Source organism: Mucilaginibacter pallidiroseus, assembly GCF_007846085.1.
In the GTDB taxonomy this organism is placed as follows: Bacteria; Bacteroidota; Bacteroidia; order Sphingobacteriales; family Sphingobacteriaceae; genus Mucilaginibacter; species Mucilaginibacter pallidiroseus.
This window is the reverse complement of the sequence record NZ_VOEJ01000009.1, coordinates 1-16,557: the sequence shown is the minus strand read 5'-3', so window position 1 is coordinate 16,557 and position 16,557 is coordinate 1. Positions and strand designations below refer to the sequence as shown.

General features: G+C 45.1%; 11 protein-coding genes and 1 rRNA gene. 10 read left to right on the top strand and 2 right to left on the bottom strand.

Annotation, left to right across the window (positions count from 1 at the left end):
- The first annotated feature begins 124 nt into the window (after nt 1–124).
- The 9 genes from rocD (at nt 125) to FPZ43_RS16685 (ending at nt 11,769) form a co-directional block, all read left to right on the top strand.
- Nucleotides 125–1,378: an ornithine--oxo-acid transaminase gene (rocD, locus tag FPZ43_RS16725; RefSeq protein ID WP_146383086.1), complete on the top strand. Its 1,254-nt coding sequence runs from the start codon at nt 125–127 to the stop codon at nt 1,376–1,378.
- A 23-nt stretch (nt 1,379–1,401) separates the two neighbouring features.
- Nucleotides 1,402–2,511, top strand: a complete 1,110-nt coding sequence (locus FPZ43_RS16720; RefSeq protein ID WP_261381119.1) for a sialidase family protein — start codon at nt 1,402–1,404, stop codon at nt 2,509–2,511.
- A gap of 47 nt (nt 2,512–2,558) precedes the next feature.
- Nucleotides 2,559–4,904 (top strand): TonB-dependent receptor, encoded by a 2,346-nt coding sequence (locus tag FPZ43_RS16715; RefSeq protein WP_146383085.1) that lies wholly within the window; start codon nt 2,559–2,561, stop codon nt 4,902–4,904.
- Nucleotides 4,905–5,046: 142 nt separating this feature from the next.
- The gene (locus FPZ43_RS16710; RefSeq protein WP_146383084.1) at nt 5,047–5,985 is read left to right on the top strand and encodes a dihydrodipicolinate synthase family protein; all 939 of its coding nucleotides are present in this window, start codon (nt 5,047–5,049) and stop codon (nt 5,983–5,985) included.
- Nucleotides 5,986–5,988: 3 nt separating this feature from the next.
- Entirely contained in the window at nt 5,989–7,566 is a 1,578-nt protein-coding gene (locus FPZ43_RS16705) for an aldehyde dehydrogenase (NADP(+)) (protein ID WP_146383083.1), read from the top strand.
- Complete coding sequence (locus tag FPZ43_RS16700; protein ID WP_146383082.1) at nt 7,567–8,571, top strand: 4-hydroxyproline epimerase; 1,005 nt, start codon at nt 7,567–7,569, stop codon at nt 8,569–8,571. It abuts the gene before it with no gap.
- Nucleotides 8,572–8,578: 7 nt separating this feature from the next.
- A complete protein-coding gene (locus tag FPZ43_RS16695) occupies nt 8,579–9,823 on the top strand; it encodes an NAD(P)/FAD-dependent oxidoreductase (protein ID WP_146383081.1) in 1,245 nt (414 codons plus the stop codon).
- 108 nt (nt 9,824–9,931) lie between these two features.
- Nucleotides 9,932–10,819 (top strand): AraC family transcriptional regulator, encoded by an 888-nt coding sequence (locus FPZ43_RS16690; RefSeq protein WP_146383080.1) that lies wholly within the window; start codon nt 9,932–9,934, stop codon nt 10,817–10,819.
- Between the two features lie 89 nt (nt 10,820–10,908).
- Nucleotides 10,909–11,769 carry an SDR family oxidoreductase gene (locus FPZ43_RS16685; RefSeq protein ID WP_146383079.1) on the top strand — a complete coding sequence of 287 codons (861 nt, stop codon included), beginning with the start codon at nt 10,909–10,911 and terminating at the stop codon, nt 11,767–11,769.
- Between the two features lie 65 nt (nt 11,770–11,834).
- On the opposite strand, the gene FPZ43_RS16680 is transcribed toward FPZ43_RS16685, so the two are convergent.
- Together FPZ43_RS16680 and FPZ43_RS16675 are read right to left on the bottom strand one after the other, a co-directional pair.
- The gene (locus tag FPZ43_RS16680) at nt 11,835–12,926 is read right to left on the bottom strand and encodes an NAD(P)-dependent alcohol dehydrogenase (RefSeq protein WP_146383078.1); all 1,092 of its coding nucleotides are present in this window, start codon (nt 12,924–12,926) and stop codon (nt 11,835–11,837) included.
- Nucleotides 12,927–13,082: 156 nt separating this feature from the next.
- Nucleotides 13,083–15,575, bottom strand: coding sequence for a M1 family aminopeptidase (locus FPZ43_RS16675; protein ID WP_146383077.1), 2,493 nt, complete (start codon nt 15,573–15,575; stop codon nt 13,083–13,085).
- Nucleotides 15,576–16,456: 881 nt separating this feature from the next.
- On the opposite strand from FPZ43_RS16675, the gene FPZ43_RS16670 reads away from it, so the two are divergent.
- Nucleotides 16,457–16,557: ribosomal RNA gene (locus FPZ43_RS16670) — 16S ribosomal RNA — on the top strand; the annotation flags it as partial.

The following is a 16,557-nucleotide window of genomic DNA, read 5'->3' as shown; positions in this document are numbered from 1 at the left end:
AAAAAAATGTATTTAAGTAATTAATTAGATAACGTCTTTTTTCTCCCCCCTTTCTCAACATTTCCTCCTCATATTCAAAAATTCTTTAATATCTATGTACTGTTCATCAATAACAGTATACGTTATGGCTGCCAAATCAAAAACACAGCAAATTATTGATACCGAGGATAAGTATGGGGCTCACAATTACCATCCGCTGCCGGTGGTGTTGAGCCGGGGTGAGGGTGTGTACCTTTGGGATGTGGAGAATGTGCGTTATTACGATTTTTTGTCGGCCTATAGCGCTGTTAACCAGGGGCATTGCCATCCGCGCATTATCGAGGCGCTTACCGAGCAGGCTAAAAAACTTACCCTTACATCCAGGGCATTTTATAATGATCAGCTGGGCAATATCGAAGAATATCTTTGCCGCTTGTTTGGGTACGATAAGGCCCTGCTCATGAATTCGGGTGCCGAGGCAGTTGAAACGGCCATAAAGGTTGCACGTAAATGGGGCTACCAGCACAAGGGCATTGCCGAAAACCGTGCGTCTATAATTGTGGCTGCGGGAAACTTCCACGGTCGCACAACGGGGATTATCTCTTTCTCGGACAGCCCCGAGTCTACCGAGGGTTTTGGTCCCTTTTTACCGGGCTTTACTACTATCCCTTATAACGATTTGCAGGCGCTCGAAAACGCCTTGATAGCCAACCCCGATACCTGCGCGTTCTTGGTTGAACCCATACAGGGCGAAGCAGGCGTAATTGTACCGGACGAAGGATATTTATGGGCAGCGCATGCCCTGTGCAAAAGGCATAACGTATTACTACTTACCGACGAGATCCAGACAGGTATTGGTCGCACGGGCCGCATGCTGGCCAGTGAGTACGAGCGTGTGCGTGGCGATGTTTTGATTATTGGTAAGGCCATGTCTGGCGGGGTTATCCCGGTATCGGCCATTTTCGCCAGCGACGAGATCATGCTGTGCATCCGCCCCGGCGAACATGGGTCAACCTACGGCGGTAACCCGCTGGCATCAGCGGTGAGCCTTGCCGCCATGAACGTAATAACCGACCAGGAACTGCCCGAAAATGCCTTTAAAGCGGGCCAGTTTTTCCGGGATAGGATGGAGGCTATTCAAAACAAATACCTTGAGGTTGTGAAAGCCGTTCGCGGCAAGGGGCTGCTCAACGCTATTGACATTGCTACCGATGTGCCATTTACCGCCTGGGACGTGTGTATTGCGCTTAAGGATGCCGGTTTGCTGGCAAAGCCTACGCATGGGCATACCATCAGGTTTTCGCCACCGCTGGTAATTACGCGCCCGCAGATGGAAGAGTGTTGTGATATTATTGAGCAGGTTGTGAGAAAATTTGTGCAAAATGAGGCATCTGCGTAATGTTTTTGGCTTAAATATGTGAAATGTCATTCGTGGCATCGAGCCAATTAATCTATAATTTTGAACCATCAATCACCGACATTTACCTGCCGATGTTTTTATATAGGAATTTGCTTTTTTTTACTTCGCTGATCTTAATAAGTACCGCTACATTCGCCCAAAGCCAGTGGACAAAAGTTAAACAGGAACTGGTGTTTGATGCGCCGCCGTTTAAACAGTGCCATGCATCAACAATGGTGCAAACACAAACCGGCGAGCTTTTAATGGCTTGCTTTGGCGGCTCGCAGGAAGGTAAAAACGATGTTTCTATCTGGCTAAGCCAGCTGGACGCCGGCAAGCCAAACCCTATTATTGTAGCCGACGGCATTGTGAACGATACCCTGCGCTACCCTGCATGGAACCCGGTACTGTTTCAAACCAAAAAGGGAAAGCTTTTCCTGTTTTATAAAGTTGGCCCCAACCCGCGCGAGTGGTGGGGAAAGGTAAAAACCTCTGCCGATAATGGCCGTACCTGGAGCGCCGGGGTAAAGTTGCCCAGAGGTATTTTAGGGCCGATAAAAAACAAACCTGTACAATTGGCTAACGGCGTTATCCTGTCGCCCTCAAGTGTTGAAGTTAACGAGAACCGCTGGATAGCACACATCGAACGATCTGCTGATGAGGGCAAAACCTGGGCATACATCCCTATTGATACTGCCGGTAAGTTTGATGTGATACAGCCGAGCATCCTTAAATACGGCGGCAAAAAATTACAGGTGCTTTGCCGAAGCAAGCAAGGTGCGGTGGTGCAGGCATGGTCGGCAGATAATGGCCTAACCTGGGGCAAGCTTTCAAAAGCAACTTTGCTTAATCCAAATTCGGGCACCGATGCCGTAACGCTTAAAAGCGGCAAGCAGGTGATTGTTTACAACCCGGATGTGCCCGGCAAAGATTGGTTTAACGGGCGTGGCAAGCTTCGCGTTGCCTGCTCTGCCGATGGCAAAACCTGGCGCGACGTTGCCGTGCTGGAGAACGGCGATAAAGAAGAATACAGTTACCCGGCCATCATTCAAACTAAGGATGGGCTCATACATATTACTTACACCTTCGACAGGAAGAACATCAAACATGTTGTGTTGAAGGAAGGTGCCTAAGCGGTAAATATTAACGCTTTTTAAGTTTTACACATCTATCTCGATCTATGAAAAAAATCTGCGCATTAGTTTTAATGCTGGCTGCGTGCTGCACTGCTTTCGCTCAATCTGCTATAACTGGCCGGGTTACCGGCAGTAAGGGCGAACCAATAAATGGTGCTTTAATAACCTTACTAAACACCAATTACGCAACAACAACAAATCAACAAGGCGTGTTTACTTTACCCGCCGTGCAGGCAGGAAATTATGTAGTGCATGTGAGCAGCCCCGGCATGGCGGCTGTAAATATTAACGTATTAGTTCAGGCTAATACACCGCCCCTGAAAATCCAACTAACCGATGCATCGCGGCAACTTGATGAAGTAGTTGTAACCGCTCAAAAGCGCGAGGAGGAACTGCAAAGTGTACCGGCAAGTATCTCAACACTTTCGGCCAGGCAAATACAGGATTACCGTGTTTGGAACCTGAAAGATATTACCGCAATTGTGCCCAACCTGTATTCGGCCAACCCCGGCGATAATCGCAATGTTACGGGCATTCGCGGTATTGCAACAACATCTTATGATCCGGCGGTGGCTACCTATATTGATGGCGTAAACCAATTTAGCCTTGATACTTATATAACACAGCTTTTTGATGTGGAAAGGGTGGAGGTACTGCGCGGCCCGCAGGGAACACTGTACGGTCGCAATGCCATGGGCGGGGTTATCAACGTGATAACCAAACAACCTACCAACACACCCGGCGGCTTTGCCGAGGCCAGCTACGGTAGTTATGGCCAGCAGCGTTATACGCTGGGTTACCGCACACCGCTTATAAAAGACAAGTTGTATTTAGGTGCTGCAGGTTTATATACAGGTATGGATGGCTTTTACACCAACTTATTTAACAACACAAAGCTGGATAAGCAGCACTCGTTTACAGGAAATTATTACTTAAAATACCTGGCATCTAACACTTTCGGACTAACATTGAATGTAAAACATTATGCCAACCGCAACAACGGGCCGTTCGCCCTGGCAGGATCGCCAAGTGATGCTTTGGAAAATCCCTTTAAGGTGAGCCAAAATGCCACCACCAAAATGATCGATAACATCTTCAACGCTTCATTGTCGGCCAATTACACAGGGAGTGATTTTAATTTTACGTCAAATACTGCTTATCAACAAAATTACCGCTACTACACCGTACCAATCGACGGAGATTTTTCCCCTGCGGATGCGGTATCCGTAATCAACAATTACGGGCCGAATTTCAATAAGGTAAAAGTGACCACACAGGAGTTCAGGTTTTCGTCGCCAGCCTCGGCAACCAACTGGAGGTGGACCGCAGGCCTTTATGGTTTTTACAGATATGCACCGACAAAAACGGGCACGTATTACGGGGCAGATGCAGGCTTATTAGGCTTGGATGTAACCAACATTACCAGTATCAATACAAACATCGAGCGCAACTATGGCACCGCAGTATTTGGGCAAGTGGTTTACAGCATTACGCCAATGCTTGATGTTACTGCAGGTTTACGGTACGATTACGAGCACAAAAAGAACATCATAAAAGGCGAATACCAGCCCGATGGCGAGCCGGCAATAGTTACGCAAAACGACACAGCAGCCAAAGCCGGTTTTAAAGCATTCACGCCAAAACTAAGCCTGGCTTATCATCCGTCGGTCAGCAATAACGTTTATGTAAGTTATAGCAGGGGTTTCAGGGCAGGGGGTATAAGTCAATTGGGCTCTGATCCGTCGCAACCGCCATTATATGCCTTCAAACCCGAGTATAGCGATAACTTTGAAATTGGGTCAAAAAACCAACTATTTGATAACCGGTTAAGGGTTAATGCATCGCTATTTTACACCAATGTAAACAATGCGCAGGTGCCTACCTTAATTTTGCCGAGCGCCATCACGCTAACCCGAAACGCGGGTAAACTAACCAGTAAAGGTGCCGAGCTGGAGCTGGCTGCAACCGTACTGAACGGTCTTGATATTCAGTATAACTTCGGTTATACACATGCACGTTATAAAAGTTTGGTTGTAGCTGCAAATGGCGAGGCAGTTAATTTAACGGGCAACCACCAGGTTTATACGCCCGATGTAACATCTATGCTGGCCTTGCAATATGCTTGTGCCATCGGCAGCAAAACGCGTTTAATTGCCCGCGGCGAATGGCGCTACCTTGGTGACCATTATTTCGACCTGGCAAACCAGATAGAGCAAAAGGCTCACAGCACCTACAATGCCCGCGTTGGCGCAAGTTGGGACCGTGTTAGCGTATTTGTATGGGGAAGCAATTTGGGCAACAAGCGTTATTTGGATTACGCGTACGACTTCGGCGCATCGCACTTAGGTAATCCGCGGGTTTATGGCGTTACTTTACGTACTGATTTTTGACACATTAAAATATAAAACCTTCATATTTTAACCATTTGGCTGAGCTTAAAGTTTGCAGATGTTAAAATATGGCTACAATTGGCTAATTTACGGCTTAAATAGTGTGATACGCGATGCTAATTTTGGATAAAACAATATTAGCATGATTAAATTTGACTGGAAGGGTGTATTCCCCGCTGTAACAACCAAGTTTACTGATAACGACGAGCTTGATTTCAACGCGTTCGATAAAAATATTAATGCCCAGTTAGAGGCAGGTGTTGATGGTATAGTTTTAGGTGGCTCGCTTGGTGAAGCAAGTGTGTTGACTGATGACGAGAAGTTTGCACTGTTATTGCATACCGTTAAATTAGTTGAAGGCCGCATCCCTGTTTTATTGAACATTGCCGAGTCGACTACTAAAGCAGCTGTAGCCAATGCACAAAAAGCGCTTGAGCTTGGTGCTGATGGCTTGATGCTGTTGCCCCCAATGCGTTACAACGCTGATGCCCGCGAAACGCTTGCCTACTTCAGTGCGATAGCCGAGAGCACGCCGCTGCCAATAATGATTTACAACAACCCTGTTGATTATAAAATTGAAGTGACGCTTGATATGTTTGCGGAGCTTGCTGCCCATGAGAATATCCAGGCGGTGAAAGAATCTACACGTAACGTATCAAACGTTACGCGCATGATAAACCGCTTTGGCGACAGGTTTAAAATTATGACCGGTGTTGACCCATTGGCTATGGAAAGCCTTGTTATGGGTGCCGACGGCTGGATTGCCGGTTTGGTTGATGCCTTCCCTAAAGAAACGGTTGCCGTTTATCGTTTGGTTAAGGAAAACCGCATTGCGGAGGCGTTGACCATCTACCGTTGGTTTTTGCCTGTGCTGGAGCTTGACATTCATCCAAAGTTGGTACAATACATTAAATTAGCCGAAGTTGCTACAGGTATTGGTACCGAAAATGTGCGCGCGCCACGCCTGCCGTTGATAGGTGCCGAGCGTGAGCAGGTGTTAAAAGTTATAAATGATGCGTTGGCAGTACGCCCTGCGTTGCCTGAAGGCAGCTGGGGACGCGTTAGCGAACTAACAGCATAAAATATGAGGGTTGAAAATATTGTAGCGTGCAGCTACGTGAGCAGTAATGCAAAGAGCTTTGAAGGTGTTGAGGCTGCAACAGGCAATAAACTTGACGGTGTATTTACTGTAGCTACCGAGGCCGAAGTTGATAACGCTTTAACGTCTGCTACAACCGCCTTTAGTACATATAAAAATATAAGCGGGCACAAAAAGGCAACGTTTTTAAGAGAGATAGCCAAACAAATAAATATCATAGGCGAACAGCTTGTTAACCGTGCTGTGCAGGAGAGCGGTTTGCCCCTTGGCCGTATACAGGGTGAGTTGGGCCGCACAACAGGCCAGTTAAATATGTTTGCCGATTTGCTTGCCGAAGGCTCATGGGTGGACGCAGTGATTGACACAGCCCAGCTGGATCGTAAGCCTTTGCCAAAATCAGATATTCGCCGTATGCTTATACCGATAGGCCCGGTAGTGGTATTTGGCGCGAGTAATTTTCCGCTGGCTTTTTCTGTAGCCGGCGGCGATACTGCATCAGCATTAGCAGCTGGTTGCCCGGTAGTTGTTAAGGCACACCCTGCACACCCCGGCACAAGTGCGCTGGTGGGTGAGGCCATAGTAAATGCAGCAAAATCAACAGGTATGCCAGGTGGTATATTTTCACTTTTGTATGATGATAGCTACGCTGTTGGTTCGGCGTTGGTTAAGCACGCGCTTACAAAAGCGGTAACCTTTACAGGTTCATACAAAGGTGGTATGGCTTTGGTAAAGCTGGCGCAAGAGCGCCACGAGCCCATCCCAGTATTTGCAGAAATGGGTAGCATTAACCCTGTTTTGCTGTTGCCTGCAGCACTTGATGAAAGTGCCGAAGCAATTGCCAATAAATATGCAGTCTCAATCACATTAGGTGCGGGTCAGTTTTGTACAAATCCGGGTTTGCTTATTGGTGTCAAATCAGCATCTCTTGATGTTTTCAAAACTGCGCTGGCTGCAGCGATTGAACAGGTAGCGCCTGCTACTATGCTTACCAAGGGTATTTGCGAAAACTATCATAATTTATCAACCCAAGTCCTTAACGAAGACGGCGTATCTGTTTTGGCCGAATCAAAGCTGACTAACGAACTTGCCAATCAATCTACTGCAAAGGTGGTTGAGGTAAGCGCTGCAAAATTCCTGTCGAACCCCAAATTGCAGGAAGAAATATTCGGTCCGTATTCGTTGTTAGTGATTGCCGATGATGAGCAGCAACGCCTTGAAGTAGTAAAATCGCTCGAAGGCCAACTTACCGTTACGCTTATGGCCGGTGGTAATGAGCTTGAAAGTTACACTGAGCTTTTATCTGCACTGCAAAATATTACAGGCAGGATAATATTGAACGGCGTACCAACCGGCGTAGAGGTTTGTGCAGCAATGCAGCATGGCGGCCCTTTCCCGGCAACTAACGACAGCCGCTTTACATCTGTGGGCAGCACAGCTGTATACCGTTTTGTAAGGCCGTTTGCCTGGCAGGACTGGGTGAACGCCCTTTTGCCCGATGAGCTGAAAGACGGCAATCCGCTAAACATTTGGCGCAAGGTTGATAATACATACACAAAAGATTAAATGAATAGCAAAACATTTTTTTGCATAGATGCCCATACTTGCGGTAACCCGGTAAGGCTTGTAGCAGGCGGCGGCCCTAATTTAAAAGGGGCCAACATGAGCGAAAAGCGCCAGCATTTTTTAAAAGAATACGACTGGATTCGCAAGGGCTTGATGTTTGAGCCGCGTGGGCATGATATGATGTCGGGCAGTATTTTGTACCCGGCTCATGACCCAGAGAACGATGTGGCCGTTTTATTTATCGAGACGAGCGGCTGCCTGCCTATGTGCGGGCATGGTACCATCGGCACCATTACTATTGCTATAGAGGAAGGGCTTATTCAACCAAAAGTACCCGGCGTGGTACGTATGGAAGCACCCGCTGGTTTGGTGTTGATTGAGTACAAACAAGAAGGCAAAAAAGTAACATCGGTAAAGCTGGTAAATGTGCCATCGTACCTTGCGGCCGAGGGGCTGGAAGTGGAGTGCCCCGATCTTGGAACGCTAACTTTTGATGTTGCTTACGGGGGTAACTACTATGCTATAGTTGATCCGCAGCCGAACTTTCCCGGTCTTGAGAAATATACAGCTTCACAGCTTATAAGCTGGAGCCAGGTCATACGGTCGCGCATCAATGATAAATACACCTTTGTACATCCGCAAAACCCCACCATTAACACCTGCACCCATGTGCTATGGACAGGTGCCACGCTTGATGCACAATCAACCGCGCGTAATGCTGTTTTTTATGGCGATAAGGCGATTGACCGCTCACCATGCGGAACAGGAACATCGGCACGTATGGCGCAATGGCATGCAAAAGGTAAGCTTAAACAAGGCGAACCTTTTATACATGAAAGCATTATAGGCAGTAAGTTTACCGGCAAAGTTGAAGACGTTGTAAAGCTTGAACAATTTGATGCAATAGTACCAAGTGTGGAAGGCTGGGCAAAGATTTATGGTTACAACACAATTAAAATTGACCCTGATGATGATCCGTATGCTTACGGTTTCCAGGTAATATAATATAACAATGGCTAACGTACTGATAATAGGGGCTGGTATTGTAGGGCTAAGCTCGGCGTATTACCTGAGCAAAGCAGGGCACCAGGTAACCATACTTGAAAAAGGCGACCTGGGCGATAATTGCTCGTTCGGTAACGCCGGGATGATTGTGCCGAGCCATTTTGTGCCCTTGGCAGCACCGGGCATGTTACAACAGGGCATCAGGTGGATGTTTAACAGTAAAAGCCCGTTTTATGTAAGGCCGTCGCTAAACCCCGACTTGATATCGTGGGGAGTGAAGTTTATGAAGAACGCCAACGAGGGGCATGTGGAGCGATCTGCCAAACCGCTTCGTGATCTGGCGTTGTTGAGTAAATCTTTATACAATGAACTAAGTCAGCAACCGGGATTTGATTTTGGACTATCCGACAAAGGCATCCTAATGTATTACAAAACGGATAAAGCTGCCGAAGAAGAAGCTCATCTTGCCCATAAAGGCCTTGAGCTTGGCCTTGATATGGCCGTGTTAAATGCCGACGAGTGCAGGCAGTTGCAGCCACATTTGAAGCTGAACGTTATGGGTGCCGTGCATTACCGTTGCGACGGTCACCTTTATCCTAATAAACTGATAGCTGACCTGATTGCTTACCTGGAAAAAGCCGGTGTAAAGATCATGCGGAACCACGAGGTTACGGCTGTGCAAACATCAGGTAGCAAGATCACCGCTTTGCAGGCAGGTAATAAACAATGGCAAGCCGATGAGTATGTAATTGCAACGGGCTCATGGTCGCCGGCTGTGGCGGCACTTGCCGGTATTAAGGCACCATTGATGCCTGGTAAAGGATACTCATTTATGGTTAAGGAGCCACAACAGCGGCTGCAAATTCCGGCTTTATTATGCGAGGCCAGGGTAGCTATCACACCCATGAATGGCAGCATTCGCTATGGCGGTACAATGGAGCTTGACCGTATCAACACCCGGATAAACATGAACAGGGTAAAGGGGATTGTTGAGGCCATACCGCAATATCTGCCCGATTTAAAGCCTGAAATACCTGCCGAAAAAGATATCTGGTTTGGTTTTCGTCCATCATCGCCGGATGGGCTTCCATATATCGGCCGAAATAAAAAATACGGTAACCTGGTTTTGGCTACCGGCCACGGAATGATGGGTCTAGGGCTTGGCCCTGCTACCGGTAAGCTGGTAAGCGAGATTGTTGACGAAGCAGCGTTATCTATGCCGATAGACGCTTTCTCGGCAAACCGTTTTTAATATGATAAGATAATATATGGATGATGGTTATCACTTAGTCATCCATATATTATCTCTTAAATATCCATCTTTCTGATTTATTGGTTAAATAATGTAAATTTAAACCTGATGAAGGTTCTGCAATTTACTATTCCGGTAGCCGATGATAAGAGTGTGATTGCCGAGCAGGTTGACCTACCACATCATTACCCGTATTTGCACAGGCACAAGGAAACCCAAATTACCTGGATACAGGAAGGAGAGGGCACCCTCATTGCTGGTAATCATATGCACAGCTATGGCCCAGGCGATATCTTTTTATTAGGTGCCAACATGCCTCATCTTTTTAAAAGTAACGATGAGTATTACCTTCCCGAAAGTACTTTACGCGTAAAAGCTATCAGTATATTTTTTAACCCGGATGGCTTGCTATCGGCAACCTTCAACCTGCCGGAGATGAAAGCCATAAAGACTTTTATCGGGCAGCATGCGCAAGGCTTTAAGATTCCCTCAAGATATTCGTCTTTAATTTCTGCTGCGATGGAGGCCACAGAACAGGCTAAGGGTACGGATCAACTAATTTGTTTTTTGGAGTTGCTTAAGCAACTGCAGCAAATAAGTAACCGGCTCGATGCATTGTCTGGTTACAGTAACATGCCTGCAATTACCGAAGACGAAGGGATAAGGATAGGTAACATATATAATTACCTTATGCAAAACTACAGCGGCACTGTTAAGCTCGAAGATGTGGCCAGAACAGCGTTTATGACGCCCGAGTCTTTTTGCCGCTATTTTAAGAAACACACCGGGCACACGTTCGTGTCGTTTTTAAATGAAATAAGGGTTAATGAAGCCTGTAAAAAGCTCACCGAGCATAAGGCCGAAAATATTTCGGATATAGCATACCGCTGCGGATTTAAAAGTATTAACAATTTCAACCGCGTATTTAAATCCATAATGGGCTACACCCCGCGTGAGTATTTTGCTAATTATCGCAACAGCATAAAAAGTTTATAGCCGCACTTGCTTTTAACTTGGTATAAAAATATTTCCTAAAACTATAATTTCAATATGGTTGTTGACTTAATACATCAATCCACCATATTATGAAAAATAACGACGGAATAGAAGTAGCCGACAAGCAGGATCATCAGCCAGGGGTAGAAAGTGAAATGAGCCCGAAGCCCGAGTATATAAAACCTGATTATAAGGCCGCTGGCAAACTTGATGGCAAAGTGGCCCTTATAACCGGTGGCGACAGCGGTATTGGCCGTGCAGTTGCGGTACATTATGCCCGCGAAGGTGCAGACGTATCTATTATTTACCTGGAAGAGAGTGAGGATGCCAACGAAACCAAAGCTTTGGTTGAAGCCGAAGGAAAAAGGTGCCTGTTGATACGTGGCGACGTTAAAGACAGAAGTTTTTGCTTTGACGCGGTTAAGCAAACGGTTAGCCAATTAGGAAAGCTCAATATCCTTGTCAACAATGCCGGCGTGCAGGTTCCGCAAAAAGAATTTACTGACATTACCGAGGCACAACTCGAAACAACTTTTAAAACCAATATTTTTGCCTACTTCCATTTTGCTGCTGCCGCGATGGATCATTTAGGCGATGGCGATACCATTATCAATACCACATCGGTAACAGCATATCGTTCGTCTCCAAACTTAATAGATTATTCGTCTACCAAAGGTGCTATTACTACATTTACCCGTTCACTGGCAACTAACCTTGTTAAGAAGAATATCAGGGTAAACGCCGTAGCGCCGGGCCCGGTTTGGACACCGCTCATCGTATCTACTTTTGACGAAGAAAAGATCAAAGAGTTTGGCAGCGAAACCGCTATGGAACGTGCAGGTCAGCCGTCGGAGCTAGGCCCGGCCTATGTTTTCCTCGCTTCCGACGATGCATCTTTTATCACCGGCCAGGTAATTCACATAAACGGCGGCGAAGTTGTAAACGGATAAGTTTCTTAAAATAGAATACTATATAAATATAAAGGCCCTGCAAAAATGAAGGGCCCTTATATTTATTATTTGAGGGATTGCATATCAATTACGTAACGAAATCTTACATCCTCGTCTTGCATTTTTTCATAAGCATCATTAATTTCTTCGATGTTTATCATTTCCACATGCGGAAGTATATTGTGTTCAGCGCAAAAATCAAGAACCTCTTGTGTTTCGGCAATGCCGCCAATAAGGGAGCCACCCACGCTGCGAGCCTGGCTTGCAATTTCCATATTATTTAATGGCTCTTTGTAAGGTGCCAGTAAACCAACAGTCACCAATGAGCCGCGACGGCGCATCAATGAAATATAAGGTGTAACGTCAAACGGGTCAGGAATGGTTACAAGTATAAAATTAAAGTACTTTTCATACTGTTTCATCTCCTCCTCGTTTTCGGAAATGATCACGTTGTCGGCACCCAATTGCAGCGCAACATCGCGTTTTTCTTCCTTGGTAGTAATTGCTGTTACTTCGGCGCCCATAGCCTTAGCAATCATCACGCCCATATGGCCCAAACCACCTATACCTACCACGGCTACTTTGTCGCCGACCTTTACGTTCCAATGTTTAAGGGGCGAATATGTGGTAATGCCCGCGCAGAGGATAGGTGCAGCTTTACTTGCATCCAGCGTTTGAGGGATGTTCAATACAAAGTCTTCACGTACCACTAAGTTATTTGAGTAACCACCAAATGTGTTGTAGCCAGATCCATCAGCCACAAAATAACCATTGTAGGTCATGGTTGGCCCCTGCGGCCGCTCACAAAATTGTTCTTCGCCTTCATGGCAAGCCGAGCAGCTTTTACAGCTGTTAATCATGCAACCTACCCCTACGGTATCGCCAACTTTAAATTTGGTAACCGCGCTGCCTGCATAAGTTATGTGGCCTATCACTTCATGACCCGGTACGCAAGGGTAAAGTGTGTTTTTCCAGTCGTTTGCTACCTGGTGCAAATCCGAGTGGCACACACCACAATAAAGCACTTCTATAAGCACCTCATTATCTTTAGGCGCATCGCGCTCAAACTCCATAAGTTTTAGGGTTTCGCCTCCTATTAAGTTGCCCGAGGCTCCGTATCCTTTGGCGGCAATTTTTTCTGATGTTAAAGTTTCCATAGTTATCTATTGATGTAAAATATTAACTATGGATAAAATTATTTGTTTTGTGTTTTATAGTAGCGATTGGGGTATTGATCATGTAAGCTTATTATATCATAAAGCCCGGCAAATGCCAGGCTTTGAGTATTATAATATGTCCAAAACAATAGCTTGCTATTTAGCATCTTTAACCTGCCTGATCGCATCATCAGCAAGTTTAGCTGATGTATCATCATTCAGTTGCTTGCGTTGCTTGCTTATCTCTTCAAGGCTGGTAATCAGTCGCGGGGCAATGCCATACCTTTTGTAATTGACGGCTAAGTCGCGTATCGCATCAATACCTTCGGCTACATATGTACGGTTATTCATTTTGCCAATAATTTTCGGCATCGTTTTAATTGCATTGTCCACCTTTGCCTGTACAGGGGCCTTTTTAAAGGCCGTAATAACGTATGGCCATTCCGTATCCGATCCATTTGCAGCATAAATGCCAACTATAGCTAATGCAACAGGTCCATCAGCTTGTGGCTGCAAATCTTTGGCTGTCTTAAAGGCTTCGGCAGGTGCTACGCCATTGAGTGCATTTAAAGCAGCAGCGCGCACACTGTACGACGGGCTTTTTAACGAGCTGATGTAAATGTCTTTAAAACCGGCAGCTTTTTCGGTTTTCGCAAGAAATGATATTGCCGCTGCCCGTACAGGGTAAGGCTCATCTGCCTTAGCAAGGCTAGCAATAACAGGTAAAGCCGCCGCCATCAAATCTTTATCATCTGTTTTAATTGCCCGGATAGCTTTGATGCGTAGCCCATAATATTTGTCCCTCAATGCAGCAATCATGATTTGTTTACCTTCAGCAGTTGTGACTTGCTCTGTTGCTGCCTGGAACGCCTCGAACCTGTCCATATATAGTGTTGCATGCTGATACTGGAAAGCATACTCGGCCATTGTTTTATGATCTGTTTTTTTGGCCAGTAATATTTTTTCAGCATCAACATTCACAAGGTTTGGTTTGGCTGCCAATTTAAAAGTAAGGGTGTCTTTGGCGTTCCTTAGCCAAACATTATGTCGTTCTACTTTCGAGCCTGTGTAAATATCAACTGCAATCGGAAGGATAAATACCTGCCCTTGCTGATTTTGGCTGATAAACACTTTTTCGGTTTTGCTGGATTCGTCCCATTTGTAGGTAATGTCCAGAACAGGATGGCCGGCGCCGTAATACCATTGATTAAAAAACCAATTCATATCCCTGCCAGATACCTCTTCCATGGCCAGGCGAAGATCATGCACCTCAGCACTTTTAAAGGAATGTGTTTTTAAATACAAGCCAAGGCCTTTAAAAAACGCGGCATCACCAAGATAGGTGCGCATCATGTTTAGCACGATGCCGCCTTTATCATATATATTAGAACCATTAATGCCTTCCTCGTCCGAATAGTAAAAGGGAACAAGGTTTTGGCTTAGAGCAGTCTTGTTGTTTAAGTATGCTTGCAGTTCGTCGTAGCGTTTGGCATCGCCATCGTCCTTACCATACTTTTTTTCCTGCCAATATTTCTCGCCGAACACGGCGAACGACTCATTTAGCGTTTCGTTGCTCCAGCTTTCGCAAGTAACCAAATCGCCAAACCATTGGTGAAAAAGTTCGTGCGCAATTGTGCTGCCGCCGCTCCCGTTAGGGTCATCAACTAAGTCCCATGGGCTTTTTTGTACATAATCGCCATGCAGCGTGGCCGACGAGTTTTCCATAGCGCCTAACGGGTAGTCCCTAACAACCACTTGCGAATATTTTTCCCAGGGAAAATCAACACCAAGCGCTTTCGAATAAAATTCCATCATCTCAGGCGTTTGACCAAAAATGGCTTTTGCATAAGGGAAATACTTTGGCTCCAGGTAGTAGTTAACCTCTTTATTGCGCCACTTGTCTTTATAAATCTTAAAATCGCCAATAGCCATCATGAATAGATAAGGAGAGTGGGGGAGTTTCTGTTTCCAGGTGTCGGTACGCGTGCCATCAGCATTATTTTTTTGACCAATGAGCAACCCGTTTGACAAGGTAGTGTATTTTGCAGGCACTGTCATGCTTAGTTGCTGGGTTGTTTTTTGCCCGGGCCTGTCAATAGTGGGGAACCAGCAGGATGATGCTTCCGCTTCGCCTTGCGTCCATACCTGGGTGGGTTTGTCGGCTTCTGTGCCTTTAGGGTTTATAAAGTAAAGCCCCTTGCCGTCCAGCTTATGGCCGGGTTTATCATGTAACAAGTTTGGTTTCGAGGTGTAATCTATAAATACAGTGTATTGCTCTCCGCCAGCATATTTTTTGTCAAGCTTTATATGCAGGTAGGCGCTATCTTCATATGTATACCTTAATGGCAATAGTTTTCCAGCCTTTGCTATCGCTATTTTATGAACATCCATTCCCTTTGCATCAAGGGTGAGCGAGTCGGTATTATAAAAGTGGGGTTTTAGCGTTATCCATGCTTTTCCATATAAATATGATCTTTGATAATCAAATCGTACATCAAGTTTGGTATCAACCAAATCATTTATACTTACGGGGGTTTCCCGGTAGCCTTTTCCGCTCCCTGTATTTATATATGGCTGAGCCATTATAGAACCGGATAGAAGCATTAGTATTACGAGAAGTGACCAGGAGGGATGTAAAAGTTTTTTCATTTAAGAGATTGGTAATAGTTGACCGGCAAAAATATAAAGTTTGGCGATTAAAGGCCCAGATATGATGATTGTCGCAAATTAGTTACCGGATGCGGTTCGCTACGCCTGCTAACAAGTAGGGGCAGAAGCTAAAATTGTGGTGGGAAAAGCAAATTCATCATACGTATGTATTGAAACTTGCCCCTTTTGATTAGTTGCGATACTTATGTATTTATACATAGTAATGCTTAACTTAATGATGTGTTTATTGCAAATTCCCTACTTAAAATGCCGCACAAAAGGCGTTCAGATAATTATGTTACTGTATTACAGTATATTACAAAATAGTTGAAATTTTATTTGTATACAAGTAAATTATGGCTACCTTTGCAGCCCGCTCAGGAACGATAGAGCGGTTGTTTTTTGAAGAGATAGCGAGTTAAGAAGACGTTAAAATAAAATGAAAATTTTACTTGACACGAAGCTTTAAAATTTGCACCTTTGCAACCCGCAAATGAGGTAACTCGGAAGCGAAAAAACAAAGAAAACAAACTTTAAAAAAATAAAAAATAAAGTTTGGAAATAAAGAAAAGGTTTCTACCTTTGCAGTCCCAAAACGAGGGAAACAAAATCTGGAAACAGAGATTGAAAATCGTTAAGACAGAGAGCAATTCTCAGTCTGATATTAAGATTGAAAGTTTAAGTCGCAATGACTGAAAACATAAAGCAGATTCGAGAGATGAAGCAAATAAGTTCTTTTAAGAAATAGAAAATCATGTAGCGTAACAACCGAAAGGTATGTTATAAGAAACGAACTTGGTAGGATACTGTAAGAGAATATTTTTTTTACAAGTTTCTATTGAATGAGTTTAATAGGGCTTGGATACAAACAAACACATTTTACAATGGAGAGTTTGATCCTGGCTCAGGATGAACGCTAGCGGCAGGCCTAATACATGCAAGTCGGACGGGATTTGGGAGCTTGCTCCTAATGAGAGTGGCG

Coding starts and splice junctions, on each gene's coding strand:
- FPZ43_RS16720 (WP_261381119.1), top strand. CDS start 1,402: ATGTCATTCGTGGCATCGAGCCAATTAATCTATAATTTTGAACCATCA.
- FPZ43_RS16700 (WP_146383082.1), top strand. CDS start 7,567: ATGAATAGCAAAACATTTTTTTGCATAGATGCCCATACTTGCGGTAAC.
- FPZ43_RS16715 (WP_146383085.1), top strand. CDS start 2,559: ATGAAAAAAATCTGCGCATTAGTTTTAATGCTGGCTGCGTGCTGCACT.
- FPZ43_RS16690 (WP_146383080.1), top strand. CDS start 9,932: ATGAAGGTTCTGCAATTTACTATTCCGGTAGCCGATGATAAGAGTGTG.
- rocD (WP_146383086.1), top strand. CDS start 125: ATGGCTGCCAAATCAAAAACACAGCAAATTATTGATACCGAGGATAAG.
- FPZ43_RS16675 (WP_146383077.1), bottom strand. CDS start 15,575: ATGAAAAAACTTTTACATCCCTCCTGGTCACTTCTCGTAATACTAATG.
- FPZ43_RS16695 (WP_146383081.1), top strand. CDS start 8,579: ATGGCTAACGTACTGATAATAGGGGCTGGTATTGTAGGGCTAAGCTCG.
- FPZ43_RS16685 (WP_146383079.1), top strand. CDS start 10,909: ATGAAAAATAACGACGGAATAGAAGTAGCCGACAAGCAGGATCATCAG.
- FPZ43_RS16680 (WP_146383078.1), bottom strand. CDS start 12,926: ATGGAAACTTTAACATCAGAAAAAATTGCCGCCAAAGGATACGGAGCC.
- FPZ43_RS16705 (WP_146383083.1), top strand. CDS start 5,989: ATGAGGGTTGAAAATATTGTAGCGTGCAGCTACGTGAGCAGTAATGCA.
- FPZ43_RS16710 (WP_146383084.1), top strand. CDS start 5,047: ATGATTAAATTTGACTGGAAGGGTGTATTCCCCGCTGTAACAACCAAG.